The 16,322-nt window shown below is 58.4% G+C and carries 16 protein-coding genes and 1 pseudogene; 6 read left to right on the plus strand and 11 right to left on the minus strand.

All coding sequences use genetic code 11. The annotated features are described in order from the left end of the window. Positions 1 to 53 precede the first annotated feature (53 nt). From ACWUKX_RS04065 to ACWUKX_RS04080, 4 genes and pseudogenes are all read right to left on the minus strand, one after another. Positions 54 to 251 (minus strand): annotated as a pseudogene (locus ACWUKX_RS04065) (hypothetical protein); the annotation flags it as partial. 204 nt (positions 252 to 455) lie between these two features. Continuing rightward, positions 456 to 584: a hypothetical protein gene (locus ACWUKX_RS04070; RefSeq protein WP_456004916.1), complete on the minus strand. Its 129-nt coding sequence runs from the start codon at positions 582 to 584 to the stop codon at positions 456 to 458. A gap of 17 nt (positions 585 to 601) precedes the next feature. Further along, positions 602 to 1,375, minus strand: coding sequence for a class I SAM-dependent methyltransferase (locus ACWUKX_RS04075; RefSeq protein ID WP_456004119.1), 774 nt, complete (start codon positions 1,373 to 1,375; stop codon positions 602 to 604). A 27-nt stretch (positions 1,376 to 1,402) separates the two neighbouring features. After that, positions 1,403 to 1,723 (minus strand): ATP-dependent DNA ligase, encoded by a 321-nt coding sequence (locus tag ACWUKX_RS04080; RefSeq protein WP_456004122.1) that lies wholly within the window; start codon positions 1,721 to 1,723, stop codon positions 1,403 to 1,405. Positions 1,724 to 1,806: 83 nt separating this feature from the next. Here ACWUKX_RS04080 and ACWUKX_RS04085 point away from each other — a divergent pair, with 83 nt between their 5' ends. After that, positions 1,807 to 1,998 (plus strand): hypothetical protein, encoded by a 192-nt coding sequence (locus ACWUKX_RS04085; protein WP_456004126.1) that lies wholly within the window; start codon positions 1,807 to 1,809, stop codon positions 1,996 to 1,998. A 79-nt stretch (positions 1,999 to 2,077) separates the two neighbouring features. Here the strand turns inward: ACWUKX_RS04085 and ACWUKX_RS04090 are convergent, their stop codons facing one another. Further along, positions 2,078 to 2,500: a hypothetical protein gene (locus ACWUKX_RS04090; RefSeq protein WP_456004129.1), complete on the minus strand. Its 423-nt coding sequence runs from the start codon at positions 2,498 to 2,500 to the stop codon at positions 2,078 to 2,080. Positions 2,501 to 3,458: 958 nt separating this feature from the next. On the opposite strand from ACWUKX_RS04090, the gene ACWUKX_RS04095 reads away from it, so the two are divergent. After that, positions 3,459 to 3,995, plus strand: a complete 537-nt coding sequence (locus ACWUKX_RS04095) for an MgtC/SapB family protein (protein WP_029353246.1) — start codon at positions 3,459 to 3,461, stop codon at positions 3,993 to 3,995. A 333-nt stretch (positions 3,996 to 4,328) separates the two neighbouring features. Here the strand turns inward: ACWUKX_RS04095 and ACWUKX_RS04100 are convergent, their stop codons facing one another. Then, entirely contained in the window at positions 4,329 to 4,610 is a 282-nt protein-coding gene (locus tag ACWUKX_RS04100; protein ID WP_456004132.1) for a hypothetical protein, read from the minus strand. Between the two features lie 257 nt (positions 4,611 to 4,867). Between ACWUKX_RS04100 and ACWUKX_RS04105 the strand changes: the two genes are divergently transcribed. Beyond that, positions 4,868 to 5,104, plus strand: coding sequence for a hypothetical protein (locus ACWUKX_RS04105; RefSeq protein ID WP_287340379.1), 237 nt, complete (start codon positions 4,868 to 4,870; stop codon positions 5,102 to 5,104). 637 nt (positions 5,105 to 5,741) lie between these two features. Here ACWUKX_RS04105 and ACWUKX_RS04110 read toward each other — a convergent pair. Next, the gene (locus ACWUKX_RS04110; protein WP_456004135.1) at positions 5,742 to 6,125 is read right to left on the minus strand and encodes a hypothetical protein; all 384 of its coding nucleotides are present in this window, start codon (positions 6,123 to 6,125) and stop codon (positions 5,742 to 5,744) included. Positions 6,126 to 6,818: 693 nt separating this feature from the next. Here ACWUKX_RS04110 and ACWUKX_RS04115 point away from each other — a divergent pair. Further along, on the plus strand, positions 6,819 to 7,400 hold the full coding sequence (locus ACWUKX_RS04115; protein ID WP_456004138.1) for a VanZ family protein: 582 nt from the start codon (positions 6,819 to 6,821) through the stop codon (positions 7,398 to 7,400). A 691-nt stretch (positions 7,401 to 8,091) separates the two neighbouring features. Here ACWUKX_RS04115 and ACWUKX_RS04120 read toward each other — a convergent pair. Together ACWUKX_RS04120 and ACWUKX_RS04125 are read right to left on the minus strand one after the other, a co-directional pair. Next, positions 8,092 to 8,391 carry a DUF1236 domain-containing protein gene (locus ACWUKX_RS04120; protein ID WP_456004141.1) on the minus strand — a complete coding sequence of 100 codons (300 nt, stop codon included), beginning with the start codon at positions 8,389 to 8,391 and terminating at the stop codon, positions 8,092 to 8,094. A gap of 2,777 nt (positions 8,392 to 11,168) precedes the next feature. Continuing rightward, on the minus strand, positions 11,169 to 11,471 hold the full coding sequence (locus ACWUKX_RS04125) for a DUF982 domain-containing protein (protein ID WP_029353270.1): 303 nt from the start codon (positions 11,469 to 11,471) through the stop codon (positions 11,169 to 11,171). A gap of 698 nt (positions 11,472 to 12,169) precedes the next feature. Between ACWUKX_RS04125 and ACWUKX_RS04130 the strand changes: the two genes are divergently transcribed. Next, complete coding sequence (locus ACWUKX_RS04130) at positions 12,170 to 12,847, plus strand: DUF1236 domain-containing protein (RefSeq protein ID WP_456004144.1); 678 nt, start codon at positions 12,170 to 12,172, stop codon at positions 12,845 to 12,847. A 711-nt stretch (positions 12,848 to 13,558) separates the two neighbouring features. After that, positions 13,559 to 14,140 carry a hypothetical protein gene (locus ACWUKX_RS04135; protein ID WP_456004147.1) on the plus strand — a complete coding sequence of 194 codons (582 nt, stop codon included), beginning with the start codon at positions 13,559 to 13,561 and terminating at the stop codon, positions 14,138 to 14,140. 33 nt (positions 14,141 to 14,173) lie between these two features. Here ACWUKX_RS04135 and ACWUKX_RS04140 read toward each other — a convergent pair whose 3' ends face one another. Then, positions 14,174 to 14,848 (minus strand): LuxR C-terminal-related transcriptional regulator, encoded by a 675-nt coding sequence (locus ACWUKX_RS04140; RefSeq protein WP_029353278.1) that lies wholly within the window; start codon positions 14,846 to 14,848, stop codon positions 14,174 to 14,176. Beyond that, positions 14,848 to 16,251 (minus strand): sensor histidine kinase, encoded by a 1,404-nt coding sequence (locus tag ACWUKX_RS04145; protein WP_456004884.1) that lies wholly within the window; start codon positions 16,249 to 16,251, stop codon positions 14,848 to 14,850. The genes ACWUKX_RS04140 and ACWUKX_RS04145 overlap by 1 nt, the downstream gene beginning before the upstream one ends. Positions 16,252 to 16,322: the final 71 nt, after the last annotated feature.

Consider the following 16,322-nt stretch of genomic DNA (forward strand, 5'->3'; position numbering starts at 1 on the left):
TGCAGCGGGCGGTCGAGATTACTCGTGGACATGGACAACCTCCTCGCCCCGGATCAGTCAAGAAAGGGCAACACGACAAGGGCTTCGGGGTTGAGCCCGTGCTAGGCGCAAACTCCTGCGCCCGAGTATAGCGTTCGGCCTCTGCCATATCGCCGAGGTCGAGATTAAGCGTTGCACCCATCATAGCACGGAAAAAGCATCTGCGGGTCGCCCGTTTCGCGAGCCATCACGAGCGCCTCGCTATAATAACGGACACCTCCCGGTGTTCAACGTGTTGAAACTCGGGCGGCCTCGGTGTGACCGGACGCCAAATGTGGCGAATGACCTCACACGAGAGAGCACCCGAATGCTATTGCGCTGAAGGTCAGGTTCCCGACCTCGTTTTGGACGCTCAAGTCTGCGACGACCAAGGTCGTCAACTGGTCGAAAGCGGCATTTCCCTTGGGTACCAAACGTCAGGCTTTTACCACTAGCTCTTCCCGGAAATCCTGCAGCGAGGCATGCCGCAGGTCTTCCTCGCCACGCAGATGCTTCACGCGGCCAATCAGCCCCGGCTTGACCCATTGCGTTGCCGGTCGCTTCATCCCAGGTTGGCCAGATATCACTGGCGTCTTTGCGGATGCTTTCGGATTGCAACAAGCACCGCGCCGTCATCCAAGCTACATTCAACAGACCCTACCGCGGCCAGCGCCTCAGTGGCATCCACCGAATCCCCACCCGGTCCAGGCCCTCTGATAACGAAATGTCCTTTCTCACATGTGAAGTCCCACTTGTGCAGCTGCTTGTACGATTCCGTCTTTCCTTCGTTTTCAGCATGATAAAGCACGACGAAACCATCATGTTTTGTGACCGAGAGCATCTGTCGTATTGCCTTGAGTGGACTAGCCGTGTGGTCTATACAATTCTGTCCATGCACGATGTCGAAACTGTAATCGCCAAATTGGGTGCTAAGATTTTCGGCGTCACCAAAGACTGTTCGCACAAGAGGTTGGATCCCAAAATCTCTAAGAACTTGATCATATTCTGTTGCCAACAGGTCAGTTGCAGTAATCATGATCTCTTTCGAGGCATGCACTTTGCCGAGCTTCGTCAAGGGGCCAGCGCCCACATCGAGTATGTAAACTGGGTTGGTCGCCAACCTGTCGACATATCGCCCAACGTGATCCTGAATTGGTAAATTGGGGTCAAGACGTTCCTTGTAGTCCTCTGGCCAGAATGATCCCTGAGTGGAGAACCAGTGTCTCCAAAACAGAACTTCGTCTCTGAGCTGTTGGGATCGGCTGTCTCCCTCCAGCCAGCGCAGGATCTTTCGTCCGAGTCGCCGAGCCCTAGTCAACACCGATGTCGATCTTCTCAGAGACCCTTCTCTAGCCATGACGGGAATCCTCGCGGTTAAGAGGGTTTACGGCCCGCTCTGGCCACGACGACGACCAGGGCAATGACGACAAGTCTGAACATGCGACACCCTCGCCCATGCGATTGCACCTTCGGCCAATATAGGAAGCGAATTGGCCGTTTTCAGGATGCCCACGCCGGCTGCTCCGGCGCGCTCACGGGCAGCGGTCCAATCGAGACCGCGACGCGTGAAGATGCGAACGCCTTCGCGATCGCGAACGATCTGCGAGCGGTAGCCATCAAATTTGACTTCGTGAATCCAATCCGCGCTCTCTGGCGGCTTCTCCACCAAAGTTGGCATCAACGGAGGGCTGAACTCCAAACGCATGCACTACCCCAACAACCGCGATTAAGGCGCGGCAGCCAATTTAGTTCCGGAACATTTTAGCAAAATTGAATGTTCAAGCGGTTATGGCAGACCAAGATGTAATGGCTTGCTGGACGGCGCTACACATGGTGCTGATGGCGATCGAGGAAACTTGCCCCGCCGGCGTGCTGCCGAGCGAGGAAGCTGTCCTGTTGCTTTACGGCCCCGAGCCTATCCACGAGGGCGAAACACTTGCGAAGGCAGTCATTGAGACCGTCGAAAGGCTAAACCGGTAACGCTATGGAGAAGCCCGCGCCTCACGGAGGCAGGACGCGGGCTGATCGGCATAGCCGCACTTCCACCCCGTCGCTTCCCTCATGCGGGCATCAAATCGATGACCCGCATGATCGCGACCGCACTGCTCGTGTTCTGAGTGCCTTCTGTCGTAGCGCCTTTAGCGCAGGCCCAAACATCGCCCTTCTTGACTGTGAACTTTTCTTTGTTGTGAACGACCGAAAGTTCTCCCTCAGTCATGTGGCAGAGCATGTCGTTCGTCATCATGTTGTCTGGCGTCTTCGCGCCGGGTTGGATAACAACATCGCGTAGCATGACCGTTTTATAAGCTGGTATGACCGAAGCCCGCTCACCAAGCGCTACAACTCTGACGCCGGGGCCGACCTCCTTGCCCTCATCGGGGCCGTAAGTCTGTGCGGCGGCTGGGGTCGCCCAAGCGATCAGTGGCGTTGCGGCCACTGTAAGACCGAGTGCAAATGTGGATCTACGATGGACGGCTTCCATTGCTTCCTCCCTATTAAAAGTTGGTCGGAAAGGTAGGCCAACAAATCAAGGATGAGCCGTTGCGGGCCAAAGTCAACTGATCTTCCGTTGGGTTTTGACCCTAAACCTATGTTCCAGCGAGGGTCGAAAAAGCAGGACCTATTTGCGTTGCATCTATCGACCCAACGGCAGTTTTGACGCTGAGACGAGTTCGTCCTCGTCAGTGATACCAGCCGTATAATTTTCAAGGATCCGGGAGGCGAGTAGTTCGCGCCTATGTTCGGATTCGCTCTGAATTTTGAGTCGGTCGAACACACGGCCCAGCAAAGCTACTTCGGATGTACTGAAGACGCCAAATTCTTTAGCCTTGCGATTAATCGGCATACCACCCCCTCCGGCTCAAACATTCTGCGCAAATAATACGATTCAGGACATCTCGGACAACAAAAAAGCCCGCCGCACCGGTAACGCCTTGTTGAAGTCGTCCCGCTCTTCGGCCACGGTCTTACGGGCTCTCGATTGAAAAGCCCGCGCCTCTGGCGGAGAGCGCGGGCCCGATCGGGTTGCGGCCCGATCTACAGCGGGCAGTTGAGGGGGCGTGCCCACTGGTCACAGACAATCATTAGGATTTACTAAAGTTCCACTTGGGAAACACACCCGCAGAAATCTGAGCCTACCTCGGATAAGCGGATCGGCACGGTGACGTTGCCGGATTTAAGAGTCCTTCAAACAATAGGCGCGAGAATCGCCTCAGGGTCGAGGCCAAGAGCCGTGACTATCAGGATGCGGACCGGTTGGAATCCGGCCCGGGGAGCCAACGCCATTTCTACGCCAAGGCGAGTTAATGCGCGCCAGCGTGCGATTTTTCCCACGCTCGATCCGCTTCGACCCCTGCCCTGACCTAGGCGCGCTACCTCCGACAGACCTTGGGGAACTGGGCCGGCCCGAGCACGTTGTGGCCGGTCAGCCCGGGTTACGCATGCAACAGCTTTTCCAAGAATTCGGCCATCCGACATACCTCCCGTTTCCGGTTATTGCGGCGAGGCTTCTGCTGGCGTCAATCTTCGGTGCTGCGATCGGTTTCGAACGCGAATGGCGAAATCGGCCTGCCGGGCTTCGCACCCACATCCTGGTCTGCGTGGCAGCGGCTACTTTCGGTATTCTGACGATTGAAATCGTCCACGCGCCGATGTTTCTGCAGGACTCCGTGAAAGTCGATCCGATTCGTGTCGTCGAAGCGGTTACCGCTGGCGTCGCGTTCCTTGCTGCCGGATCGATTTTGTTTTCGAGAGGCGAGGTCCACGGGCTGACGACCGGTGCAGGCATGTGGCTGTCCGGGGCAATTGGCGTGGCGTGCGGGCTAGGTCTGTGGCAGGTGGCGGCACTCGGCACGCTATTGGTGCTTGTCGTGGCAGGCCTTCTTTATAGTTTTGCAGCCAAGTCCGGGATTGGCGAGAACACCGGACAAGGAAAGCCCATTTCGGAAGAAGATGTGTCCAAGCGGCGCAAAGGCTGAGGATAGACGCCCCGCGCGCAAGAAGCCGAACGGCGGAGTGCGTGGCGGACCCCAATTCGCCGGGCTGGTGCCTGGGCATTCTACCTCGCCCCCCCTTAGCGGCGCCGGCCTTCCGCCTTGTGGGGCGCGTCGGACTGACAAGGAAAAGCCCGCGCTCCTCCTCCGAGCGCGGGCCGACCGGGTTACAGCCCGACCTGCAGCGGGCTAAAGTTGGGGGGAGGCCCGCTGGTCCCGGACAAGTGTTAGCGCACGCTAATGCTCCTCTTGACGAACACCCCGCAAACGGAGGCGGTCATTCCTCCCAAAAATGCTGCATCCCAAGAAGGCGTCCCTTTAGCCGCCGTCAGCAGGTGCTGCCGGAGCGGGCGCGGCTGGGGCAGGTGCGGCCGGCGCTGCCGGAGCGGGCGCTTCGACCTTCGGCGCTTCGACCGTCGGCGCTTCAACCCTGGGCGCTTCAACCTTTACGTCGACGTCCTTTCCGGTGCCCCCGCCGTTTATGTTGATAACGCCGGTGAACAACAGCAGGACCACGATTGCGATAATTGCGAGAACGACGGCGACAGCGGTGCCGGCGCCATTTCCGCCTGAGTTAACAACGGTGGGACCGTCAGCCATGACTATCTCTCCTATTCTGAATTATCACTGGTCGGCAACGGGACCGGCGGGCACTTAGTTCCGCCGCCGGGCTATGGTCCATGATGCAGTAAGACTGAAGTCTTTGCGTTAAAGACAGAGGGCTGAGGCTGGCAACCAAGATCTTACGAACGGATTGGTATTGGCCGCCGAGCAAAGTCCCTTCATCGGTGGTTCCGGGTGCCCGCTGTATCCCTCATCGGCGGGCGCCCGATATGACTCTAACAGCGGAAACAACTGTGCCCCTTACCCAGAGCAGACAGAATGTCGATGAGGTCGCAAGCCGACCCGCAAATGACAATCAAACTCCTGACCCAACAGATTTCTCGGCGGTTGATCTCATTTCGTCGAGCGACGAAGAGGTCGCTGCAATCGTCAGGCGAACAGAGCGCCTGGCCCTTGCGGTGATTATAGTAATGGCGATCTTCCTGATCTTTGCACCGGTGATCTTCATTGCCCTGAGGTATGGGATCTGAGATGTCCCGCTTTAGCCCTCGTCCCAGAAATCCTGCAGCGAAGCGTGGCGGAGGTCCTTCTCGCCGCGCCCGTGCTTCACGCGGGCTTTGATCCCCGGCTTGACCCATTGCGTTGCCGGCCGCCTATCTGCCGGTCCGGGCAATTGACGAGGAAGCGAGACGGAAGCAGCGCACAGGCTGGGGGCGACCTTTATGAAGCAGACCCGCCGCTACATTTGCGAAGCGACGGGCCTCCACCCCATTCCCCCAGACCTGACCATGCAATTGCGGTGCCAGACGTGTTGACCCATCGTGGCGCACCTTATGGCTTCCACACAGCGGAATTGCCGCACATACTTCGTTCGAATGTTTCGACTCCATTAGCTTGAGCGCATGTTTTCCGCCAGCCAGGTGAGCGCCCCCCGAAGGCTCGCTTGTCAGGCCCAGCGGCCTCCCCCCACAACCAAGCCGCTGGGCCGTCCCCGCTAGAGCGAGCGCGTTGTCCCGCATAGTAGCAACCCTCTTGACTAAGACCTCGCCTTCACCGGTCAAACGAATGGCAACTTTCTGTCTGAATGTGTTTACGGTCCATTCTCGGAGATCCACGCATGGCTTCGCGTGGGAGACACAGTAACGCCCTTTTAAAGGCATCGAGATGCTACGAGCACCGCAAAGCCAGTTCCTGAAGCCTGAAGATCGGGCGATCTGCCAGCGGGTGGTCGACCAGATAACCGCCGACGCTAAATGGTACAGCACCTCGATAGACGGCCAGATTCTGGCCTCGACCACGCTGACTCTCTTTCAATCCGGGGTGGTCAATGAAACGAATTTGCTGGCACATGTTCGCGCGCGCCGCCACGACTTCACTAAGCTGACCGGCTAGCGCTTCCGCCTTCGGCGTGATCTCTTCGATCTGAACCTTCTCGCCGATCTCTTTCGCCATAGCTTCCGCCTTGGCCTTGTCCTTCGTGGTCAGCACCGTTCGCCAGTGCGGTTTCTCGAAGACACTCACGATGTAAGTTGTCGCCGGTTTGTCAGCCATCGCGCTAACATAGCTGGATAGGAACATATTCCAAGCACGGTACTTCCGCGATCACGCCATATCCACGGTCGCAAGCTCTGTTAGCTTCTTGGTGCGGCGGACCCCAATCCGCCAGGCCGGCGCCCTACAGGCAATCTACCCCAACGCCCCCCCAAGCGGCGCCGGCCACCTTCCTGGGAGCCACGATCAGCCGTTCATCCCCGGAATCTTTCCGTGAGCCAGTGGATCTTGCCGTCCGGGCTCGTCAAGATCGGCTGTGGAATCTTCCACGACTGAAGTGAGATTCGATGAGTGACGAGCTGATCCGCCTTGCAAGTGCAATGGAGCCCGTCACGCGCCCCTGGCATTCAGCACCATAGGTGCGAGCATCGGCTGCGGGAAGAATGCAGGATGGGGCTTTTGCGAAACCGAGGCAGACGCCCCACTGGTTCTGTTTCGAGCACCGTGCCGAGGGGGAGCGTTTTGCTCTGACTAGAGCTCCTAGCCGGCTGGTAAGGACCCCAGTCCGAAGGGAATAGCATCTTGCCCTCCTTTGGCCGCAGCTTCAAAGCTTTCATCTATTCGGCTGATGCGCCGATCCGCTGGAAATTGACAATCTGCCCCAGCTCTAGACCGCTTCGTGCTGGCGGTGGCCTCTGCAAACTTCGGATGAAGGGCTGTCCTATATTGTTGCGCGCAGGCTCATATCCGATCGTGGCAAGGGTTGCTTTCCTTGCCGCGTTGGCCGGCGTTCTCCTGCTGCTCGCCCTTTTTCCGGCGTGGCTCCTGCAGAATTTGGGAGTGACCTTCACGCATCATGGCAAGCTCATCCACGCCGCCGCATTCACCGTTTTGGCGGTCTTGGCAAGTGTCGGCTGGACGAAACACAAGGCAAAGCTGATTGTCCTCCTCGCTTTTTCGGGCGTGGCGATTGAAGTTGTTCAGGGCGCGCAACTGATAGGGCGCGGTCCGGATGTATTCGACTGGATTGCCGACTGTGCTGGCATGGCGTGCGGGATCACAATCGCAAGGTGGACAAAACGGCACCGGGTGAGAAACCCGCCGAAACGACCCGGCGAATATCCCGATCGCGAGATCGATTGTCAGAAGGCCATGGAGCCAAGCTTTCAGGCGATCGTCGATTGCATGCTGGAAGCGGGCTGGGCCCGTGGAGAGATCATGCGCTCGCTACGCCGGCTGATCTCCGCAGACAACATGACGCAAAAGGAAAATGCCAAGGTCGAGGCGCAGCTTGCGATCGCACGCGCAATGAGCCGCGCCGGCCGGCCTCTCTAGGATCAGCAACTCAATGAATTGCCTACAGACAATGACCGAAATGGCGGCGAGCCTAACTGTCCGCAATCAGACAGAGCGTTGAAGGCCGCCACGTTTGGCCGGAAATCGTGTTGGTCAGGGTTTCAGGGAAGAATTCTCGATGACTCACTCTTTTCCCACAGTCACGGTAGAAACAGTCGCCGAAGTCTACGTTCTTTCCATAGGCAAGGCCCGCTTCCTATCGATCGGACAGGCAATCTGCGCCCTTCGGAAACTCATGCCGGCTTGCAACGCGACCGACCACGAGTTGGAGGAGATATTGGCGGCAGCGTGCGTGATTCACAGCGTGCCCGTAGCTTTCGACGCCAAAACAGCCGATGGCGCATGGCTCCATTCGTAGGGCCGGAGATGCCCGCGCAAGCGCAGTGGCATGCCCGCATCGGTCGGATCTCCAAGGGATTGTTCGCTAAACCGCGAGATGACGACCGAAGGGGAAAGAAAGCCATCTGCTGCCGAAACTGCCGGAGAGACATTAGGGTAAGCTGATTGCGTGGGCTGTGTTAATCGGCCTCGGCTTGACTGTAGCGTGGCATGTGTTCCGAGTTGTTGCTTTCTTTCTCGCCGTCATCACCGGCAACTTCGCTCCATAAGCTAATCAAAAAAAGCCCGCCGCACCTTTCGGCGCGGCGGGCTTTCCTCCCAGTCGCTTAGGTCATTCAATAATTTTGATGATCTTGCGAGTGCCCGGGTCAACGACAACGGTCCGGTTGTCGACGACAACGGTGCGGTATTTGGTGTTGGGTACTTCATGGAGCTCGACCGTCTCGGGCAGGGTTGAACCGATATTGAGCTCCACTCCAGGGATTTTCACTGAGGCGAGCGGCTGCTTTTTCACGTACTCCCTGATGACCGTCTCCTGTTCAGGCGCGATAACAACGTCCTGAGCGGCAGCGGCGCCGATACCTGCCAGCAGCAGAAACCCCGCGGCTGCAGTGGAAAGATGCATTCTCATGATGGCCTCCTTTATATGAGCTAGGTTCCGCTGAACGCGTCTTCGCGCCAGGCTCACCAAACCTCAGGCAGCCGCAAATGTTCCTTTTACGGACTTTGGTCTGATGCGCGAAGGGACGTAAGTCTCGCCTGTTTTGGCGTAATAGGCCGGACATCGCGCCACCCGGAACCGGCCCTGCGCATAGTCGTTGCTCGCTGCAAGTTCACGGGAGGAGCCCATGGAAAATAGTGTCCACCAAGCCCGCTAGTTACTCGCTCCTGGTCTTCGCAGTTTCGATCACATTCCTGGCGATTGGGAGATCGTTAGCTAGGATCGTAAGCTGGGGACCGACCGGACTTGACGATGGCCGGAATGACGAAATGAGATCTGCGCAGCTAAGTCCTTCCTGCGCTGATAAAGGACCACCCGCCATTCCTCGATGGGCGGGTGGTCCACGGAAAAGAACGGCTGACCAAGTCCGCCGACTTTGTGACAAAGTCGCCTTTCCTGCACGCGACTTTTCATCGGAGTGCGGTTTAAAGACAGAATGAAAACCTGCGTGATGCAGTGAGGAGGGCTTCAGATGCTTGATCTCCCCAAAGATTATGTTAGTCGTGTCGTTAATATCGATGCCGAGTTACTTAATTGCGCTCAAATTACCAACCTTGACACAAATACCCCAAAGCTGGTCAACAAGCATACGTCGCCCAAGACAATAAAGGTCTTGAATTGGGACAAGCACGGAGGCCTCGTTGCCACTCGATGGTTCCATTTGGAAGACGGCAGAGACAGGCCCATTCTCTTCCCAGGGGTCCAAATGGCCGTTAGTGCAGTGACAGACTTTGCCGATATGGGGGGGGCGACGACGGGTCGAGGTTTCTCGAAATCTGGAAGCATACCGTGCCAGGACAAGAATGGTGGGAGGCTAGGAATACCAATCCAGAACGGTGGAACGCGGTTAGTTTTTCAGGGTTCCATGGCACCACGAAGCAGTATGACGTTGCTTACGCGCTGGCACCTGGTGAGCGAATTAACATATGGGGTACCCCCGACATTTATAAACCTTTCTTCGCGCTCAATTGGGCGCGGCTCGATCCCCTGTAGGCCCGGGGGCTCGCAAAGCAACAGGGCGGCTTACTTGCTCGGCAACATGCTGGCGGGCAAGTCTGTTCGATCGACATGAGAACCAGTTCGAGGCGAAGCGCTTGCGAAGGATGATTGAGAAGGTCGAAAAAAGCTGAGCCGGTAATAGCGCAAGCAAAGCCCGCGCCCACTCCTCCGAGCGCGGGCCGACCGGATTGCAGCCCGATCTGCAGGGGGCTAAATCTTGGGGGGTTGGCCCACTGATCCTACACAACCGTTAGCACAAGCTTATGTTCCGCTTGACGAACACTCCCGCAAACCCAGGCGGAATTCCGGTTATTCTCCCCCCAAAATCCTGCAGCGACGCGTGGCGGAGGTCCTCCAGTCCAACCCACGGCGGGTGAAAATGCGCGTTCCGCATTCGTCAATGATCATTTGCGTCCGGTAGCTGTCGAACTTGAGCTCATGGAGCCAGGCGCCGCTTTGGGAGGCTTCTCCACCAAAGTCGGCATTAGGTGGCGGGACGAACTTCAAACGGCATGCATTGACCCGCAAAACCGCGATTCAATTAGCATACGCTTAATTAGTTTCCATTTTAACGAATCGTTGACCGCGCTGTCCCAGAATAGGACGGCGCGGTCAAACCCTACCGGACTGCGCAGGCGGCTCCGGCAACTCAGCACCCCGCCTCACATTGCCGGAGCCGCTACCACACTGCTCTAAAATACCAGCAATGGTTGAATCAACTGTTACCGCACGTGCTTTCCAGTGCGCTTTCCCAGTCGCTAGACTTTGATGGAACAGGGCCTCGCCTCGTCCGGGCCCCTGCCTTCACGGTCGACGTTGAGACAGTCCATCCTGGCGAAGAAAGCATGGACGGGCACGATGAACGCCTGGGCCGCCCTCAAGCCCGTGCGTAAGGCTATTGAACAGCCATGCCCCTGCCAGCGTGCTGCCGAGCGAAGAGCCGTCCTGTTGCTTTACTGCCCCGAGCCGATCCACGAGGGCGAGGGCTCTTGCGAAGGCCATAATTGAGACGGTCGAAAGGCTGCGCCGGTAAGCGCAAGCAGAAGCCGGCGCTACTCCTCTGGGCGCGGGCCGACCGGATGCAGCCCGATCTCCAGCAGGCTAAGTGTGGGGGTAGGCCCACTAGTCCAACACACCGTTAGCGGACGGTAATGTTCCGCTTGAGGAACACTCCCCACCGGCATCCAAAATGGCGGGGTAACGACGGTCCTGTCGACGTCGCGGACGACAGCGACGCGGAATGCTTCGCGCGCGCCGGCATCGTCCCAGTCACCCGTCTTGGCCAAGGGGACGCCATCCTGCTCGTCGCCATAAATGGCGAACTCCATGCTGATCCCTTCTCGCGAGGTCAGCATCAATGCTCGACGAGGTCAGATTGCGAATGTCCCGCGCTGTGCCCTCCCCGCCGCTACAGACTCGGCAGCCCGCAGAGGCCGGGGCCGGTTTCGTCTCCTCGATATTGGGATTCGCGCGGGGCCTGTTCAACCCAGCGTGGCCCCGCTCTCCGTGCTCTGACCTAGAAAGACCATCTGTCGAATTGGACGGGTCCTCGAATGCGCGAATTTCCTCAAGCCGTGCCTCAAGCGCCGCCCTTGTCGCAGTAACGGCATCGCTACCGGCCAGGAACTGCTTGGCGGATTGTACATGCCGGCGATTTTCACAAGGGCGTCGCCAAGGACCTACATGGGTTACGCCGTCACGCCACCGCGACCGGTTTTCGGTGCCGTCATCCAGGGCATAGCTGCAGAGACGTCCTCGAGGATCTTGGCCGATCTCGCGAAGCCGGCGAAAGCCTCGCGTGCAACTGAAATGGGAACTTGGCCATCGTAGGCGCGCTGGCAAGCTCGGAACGCCGTGTCAAAGATTGGCCCTCTGCGATTCTTCGGCCATTCCTGCAGGAACTCGAAAGCATCAGCCAAGCATTCGATTTCCTCCACCATGAACTCCCCTCTCTTGACGAAAACAGGCCGGTCGAAAGTCCTGTCGTTCATTAGAACCTCCATTCAACTGAACGAGTGTTTGAGCTTCCACGAGAGCCGTGAGCGACGGCTGCGGGGAAATATGTGAAGAGCGCTTTTTGCTGTCAAGGAAGGACCAATTCGGGACTGAAGCAAAACGCACCGCAGGACTGGGACCGCATGCGCAATGTCGCTGTGTACCGCTGCAGCCTGCAGCCGAGGACGCTCTGAATTCCATTGCTCCCGATGAAAACCGAACTCTCGCAAAGACCGCCCGGCGGCACCATTCGCGGCGACGGAAAGACGCGGCAGCAGAAAGCCCGCGCCCTCCGGGAGAGGACGCGGGCTGGTCGGGGCCACCGATCTCGCAGCATTTGTATGAGGGACAATACTACGCTGCTGGCACTAAACTTTTGTCGCAGGACAGTGTTCCACCCTCTAAGGAAAAAACCGCAGGTTTGTGTTGGCCGCTATAGAAACTCCTCCCAACGAAGGACCGCTTACACTGCCCCGCCCACCATCGAGAGTATAGAAAGAAACCAGGAGCAAGGCGACCCGGGTATGGCTCGCCGACGACGGCGTCAGCTTCGTCTCAGTACGGCGCGCGCATGAACGCGGCCTGTTTGTTCCAACAGGCTCCGATCGCTTCCGCCCCGTCAATTCGCCTGGAACAAAACTTTCCAGAGGTGGTTTTCCCCGTGAAGGGACAGACTTTTCGAAGGAGACGTCTCGTGAAAAAAGTTCTGATCACCAGTATGCTGGCCATTGGCGTTGGCTGTGGAGCAGCGCTCGCTCAGGAACAGCAGCCGGCCCAAACCCAGTCGGGCGCCGACACCAATTGCCCGGCCGGATCGGCCGGTTGCCCGGAAGGTGCGATGGGCGAACAGTCCCAAGGTAAGGCCGGCGCCACCACCGAGGAGCAAGCTCAAGGCAAGGCGAAGATGCAGACCGATGAGCAAGCCCAGGGCAAAGCCGGCGCAACCACCGAGCAGCAGACCCAAGGCGAGGCTGGCGCCACAACCGACCAACAGGCGCAGGACAAGGCCAAGGTCCAGACCGAGCAGCAGACCCAGGGCGAGGCCGGTGCCACCACCGAGCAGCAGACTCAGGGCACGACCTCTACTCAGGATGAGACTTCGACCGGCGCGATCAGCAATGTGACCGTTGAACAGAAAACGGAAATCACCCAAATCCTCAAGCAGGAAAGGGTCGAACCGGTTGCCAGCATCGATTTTGATATCTCAGTGGGTGTCGAGGTTCCGCGGCAGAAGGTTAAGCTGCGTCGTCTGCCACCGCGAATCGTCGAGATCGTCCCGGCTTACGAATCCTATGAGTATTTCGTATTGGCCGATGGCCGAATCGTCATCGTCGACCCGGGTACGCTCAAGATCGTCCTTATTCTGACCTAATGCCCTGTTCGGCGTGAAAGGGCTCGCCGCACCAGCGGCGGGCCCCTTCAACACGCGCCGACCGAAGTTGGACAGCAATCTCCTACGTGTTGAGGACCATCCCAGGCGATACCCTCCTGGATCACCGTCGACGGCGCCCTTCCTGCTCAAAAGAGCCCAAGGCCCAAGATAGGGCTTCAGTCTGTCCGCTGGCAGACTATGGGCTGGCACAGGCAGTGCTTTGGTCCGGGACCGCTATCGCAAAAGCCTGAGATGGGAGAGTTTTCAGGAACCGAGCTCCTGCAGGCGTCGTTGCGATGCCAACCCGTGACAGGAGGCTGCAATGGACCCCAGCATTCACCAAGCACGCTGGCTGCTTTTTCCGGTATTTGGCTTGGTGTTCGGGGTCGCGGCCGTCGGGCTTATTATCGGCTGATGGGCCCGATCGATGAAGGCAACACACTTGCGCAGTAATGAGTCCCTTCCTGCGCTAGCAAGACCCGCCGGTTTCTCCCCGTGAGACTAGTGGGTCTTGACACCGCCTGATGATGGCGAAAGCGTGATAGATGGTGCAGAGTACAGAGGATTGGCTCGGGCGAATTCGAAACAGGTAGCAATGCAACGCAGACCGTGACGGTCAGAGGATAATCTAGCGTGCTATTGGCAAATTCATTGACCACAGACGCGATACGGCCGCAACGCCTGAGGCTTCGTGAGACAAGAGTTCTCGCCATGATGAATGTGCGGCCTGCGTGCTCTCAATCGCAGCGCAGGCTCAAATCTCTTCGAAGGCTTCGCGTCGCCATCTGCCTCACCGCATCGACCTTGATGCTCGTCGTGAGCCCCTACCGTGTGGCACAGGACGGGCTGTCCCTGACGCTTAGCCCGCAGGCCGCCCAGGCACAAGGGAACTCTGGGAACTCTGGGAACTCTGGAAACTCCGGGAACGCTGGAAACTCCGGGAACGCAGGAAACTCCGGGAGCGCAGGAAACTCCGGGAACGCAGGAACTCCCGGGAGCTCGAACTCCAATGCCAACGCAGGCAAGGGCAAATCAAAATCGTCAAAAGGCAATCCCCCCGCAAATCCAGTTGCCGCGGTAAACCCCGGCAGCAAGGCAAAAGTATATGTCAACGCGATCACTGGAGACCGGATCGAAGTGCGCGGGCCAAGTGTGGGTGTGGTGCATTCCAACGGACTCAGCGAGCGCATCGACGGTGGCCATTATGAAATGCGGGATGCGATGGGCCGCACCATCATTCGGCGGCAGGCAAAGAACTCCGATCGGGCAAGACTGCTCGGCATGATCGAGTGATGGCGAGTTCACAGGCCGCAAGGCTACCTTGCTTCACGCCGGATGGCGGGCAGGCGGATGCTGATGCTCGGTTGCGTCGCGCAGTGTCATCGCGGCTTCGGTCCGGTTGCTCACATTGAGCTTGGCGAGAATTCGCGTCATGTGATGCTTTATGGTTTTCTCGTGCAGGTTCAGCTGAAGACCGATCCGCTTGTTGCTCAATCCCGCGGCAACCAGCGTCAGGATCTCTCTTTCGCGGCTGGTGAGTTCGGCCAGCACGTCGGGTTTCGCGGTCGCGGTTGACTGGGTAGACAAGTCGACCAGCACGCGCGCCGACAATTGCGGGCAAACATACCGTTCGCCCATAGCCACCGTGCGCAGTACGGCGGCCAGGGTTCTCGACCCGACCCCCTTCAGGACATAGCCTCTTGCCCCGCTCTGCAAGGCGGTCATGACATGCTGGTTTTCCTCCGAAACGGTCAGCATCACGATTTTCAGATCCGGATGCCGCTCCAGAGCCGGTTCGATCGCACTGAGGCCCCCTCCAGGCACCGAGATGTCCATCAGGAGAATATCGAGCTGCTGGTCTTCCGATATCCGCAAGGCATCGTCTCTACTGCTGCCTTGGGCAACGATCTCGAACCCGCCGATCTGCTCGAGAGTGCGCACGACGCCCTCCCTGAACAGCGGATGGTCGTCGATGATGGCGAGCTTTATGGCGGCTGCCATCACGCCTGTCCTATTTCAACTGCGTTGAGAACCATTTTCACCACCGTGCCATTCTGTGAAGATGTTACACCAAATTGGCCGCCGAGGCTTTCTACCCGCTCACGCAGCCCGACGAGCCCCAGCCTTTCAGGGTGGATGATCTTCGGGTCGAAACCTGGGCCGGTATCAGAAACCTCGATAGAAACGCGCTCCCCGTCGAAATGTTTCGCGACCGATTGACCGGCACCCCCGGCGTGGCGGAAGCCGTTGTTCAGCGCCTCCTGAATGAAGCGAAAGATGCAGATCTTGGCCGCTGGTGACAAGGGTGCGTGCCCCCCGGTCATGGACAGCATCACTTCGACGCCGGTTCGCTCTTCGTGCGCTCGCACGGCAAGCTCGAGGATTTCCGTCAACTCGGCATTCTCGACATGCGGCAGCATGAGGCCCTTGCTGACATTCCTGATTTCTCGCATCGCATCGTCCAAATTCGCTTTGACCACCTGCAATTCCCGTGCGCGGGCCGCAGCCGGCGTGGCAGGATCGGCTAGCACGGGGCTGTCAATCCCTAGCGCAGCGAGGGCAACCAGTTGCGCCGGCCCGTCGTGCAGGTCCGCGCCGATCCGCCTGAGGTAACGTTCGTTAAGTGCCGTGGCGCGCTGCGAAGCACGCTGCACCCGCAATCTCAACATTCTGTTTTGAGCAACCAGATCGGAAAGTTCGGCAATGCGCCGCTTCAAGGAGTGGCTCTGGGAACGAATCGTGCGGCTGCCACGAAAAACGATCGCCGAAAGCCCAAGGAAAAAAATTGTGGTAACGGCAGCGACATCGAACCAGGTCCGAACGAGTGCCTGCCGGAGGTCCTTTTCAAAATCGGTGGCGATCTCGTCGAATTCCAAAACAGCTACGACTTCGCCCGACCATGGCTGAAGCATCGGATTATAGATTTCAAGAAGATGCAAGCCGCTGTCCCTCTCAGCCTGGTTATCATAGTGCCTGTCCAATTCAGCAACTATGTCGCCTGCGAATGCGGCCCGGAGATTGTCGCTGAGTGGAAAGCGCTTCCCGACCAAATTTTTATTGGTTGAATAGAGGATGGTACCGTCGCGGCGCCAGAGCTTGAAGGATTCGAGCCTTGTGCCGAGTGCGCCTTGCCCCAGCGTCTCATCCAGCGCGTGGGCAACGCTCTCCTCCAGCACCTCGCTCCTACGCATGTCGGGGAGCAGCGGCGCGATAACGCTGTCGACGTAAAGAGCGGTCGCAGAAGCCGAGTTCCGGGTGACCGCTGCTTCTATCTGGCTTGTCACGGAAATTCCCACCACGATCATCGCCGACAGCGAAAACAGCCCGCCGGCGAGCAGAAACTGGGTGGCCAGCGACAGTGCATTCCATCGATCGATCAGTCTTGTCGCTCTGTATCGCGCCATGTCCCCAACGGCCCGGTCGGCGGCGCGTCGCGCCAGCGGCACGATTCGAGAGAACCGGCCAATCTGTTGTC

This window comes from Mesorhizobium sp. f-mel, from assembly GCF_053850215.1.

Excerpts from the sequence above, each read along its gene's own strand:
- ACWUKX_RS04140 (WP_029353278.1), bottom strand. The coding sequence starts at position 14,848 with ATGGCAGCCGCCATAAAGCTCGCCATCATCGACGACCATCCGCTGTTC.
- ACWUKX_RS04100 (WP_456004132.1), bottom strand. The coding sequence starts at position 4,610 with ATGGCTGACGGTCCCACCGTTGTTAACTCAGGCGGAAATGGCGCCGGC.
- ACWUKX_RS04095 (WP_029353246.1), top strand. The coding sequence starts at position 3,459 with ATGCAACAGCTTTTCCAAGAATTCGGCCATCCGACATACCTCCCGTTT.
- ACWUKX_RS04145 (WP_456004884.1), bottom strand. The coding sequence starts at position 16,251 with ATGGCGCGATACAGAGCGACAAGACTGATCGATCGATGGAATGCACTG.
- ACWUKX_RS04120 (WP_456004141.1), bottom strand. The coding sequence starts at position 8,391 with ATGAGAATGCATCTTTCCACTGCAGCCGCGGGGTTTCTGCTGCTGGCA.
- ACWUKX_RS04135 (WP_456004147.1), top strand. The coding sequence starts at position 13,559 with ATGATGAATGTGCGGCCTGCGTGCTCTCAATCGCAGCGCAGGCTCAAA.
- ACWUKX_RS04125 (WP_029353270.1), bottom strand. The coding sequence starts at position 11,471 with ATGAACGACAGGACTTTCGACCGGCCTGTTTTCGTCAAGAGAGGGGAG.
- ACWUKX_RS04075 (WP_456004119.1), bottom strand. The coding sequence starts at position 1,375 with ATGGCTAGAGAAGGGTCTCTGAGAAGATCGACATCGGTGTTGACTAGG.
- ACWUKX_RS04080 (WP_456004122.1), bottom strand. The coding sequence starts at position 1,723 with ATGCGTTTGGAGTTCAGCCCTCCGTTGATGCCAACTTTGGTGGAGAAG.
- ACWUKX_RS04110 (WP_456004135.1), bottom strand. The coding sequence starts at position 6,125 with ATGGCTGACAAACCGGCGACAACTTACATCGTGAGTGTCTTCGAGAAA.
- ACWUKX_RS04090 (WP_456004129.1), bottom strand. The coding sequence starts at position 2,500 with ATGGAAGCCGTCCATCGTAGATCCACATTTGCACTCGGTCTTACAGTG.
- ACWUKX_RS04070 (WP_456004916.1), bottom strand. The coding sequence starts at position 584 with ATGAAGCGACCGGCAACGCAATGGGTCAAGCCGGGGCTGATTGGCCGC.
- ACWUKX_RS04085 (WP_456004126.1), top strand. The coding sequence starts at position 1,807 with ATGGCAGACCAAGATGTAATGGCTTGCTGGACGGCGCTACACATGGTG.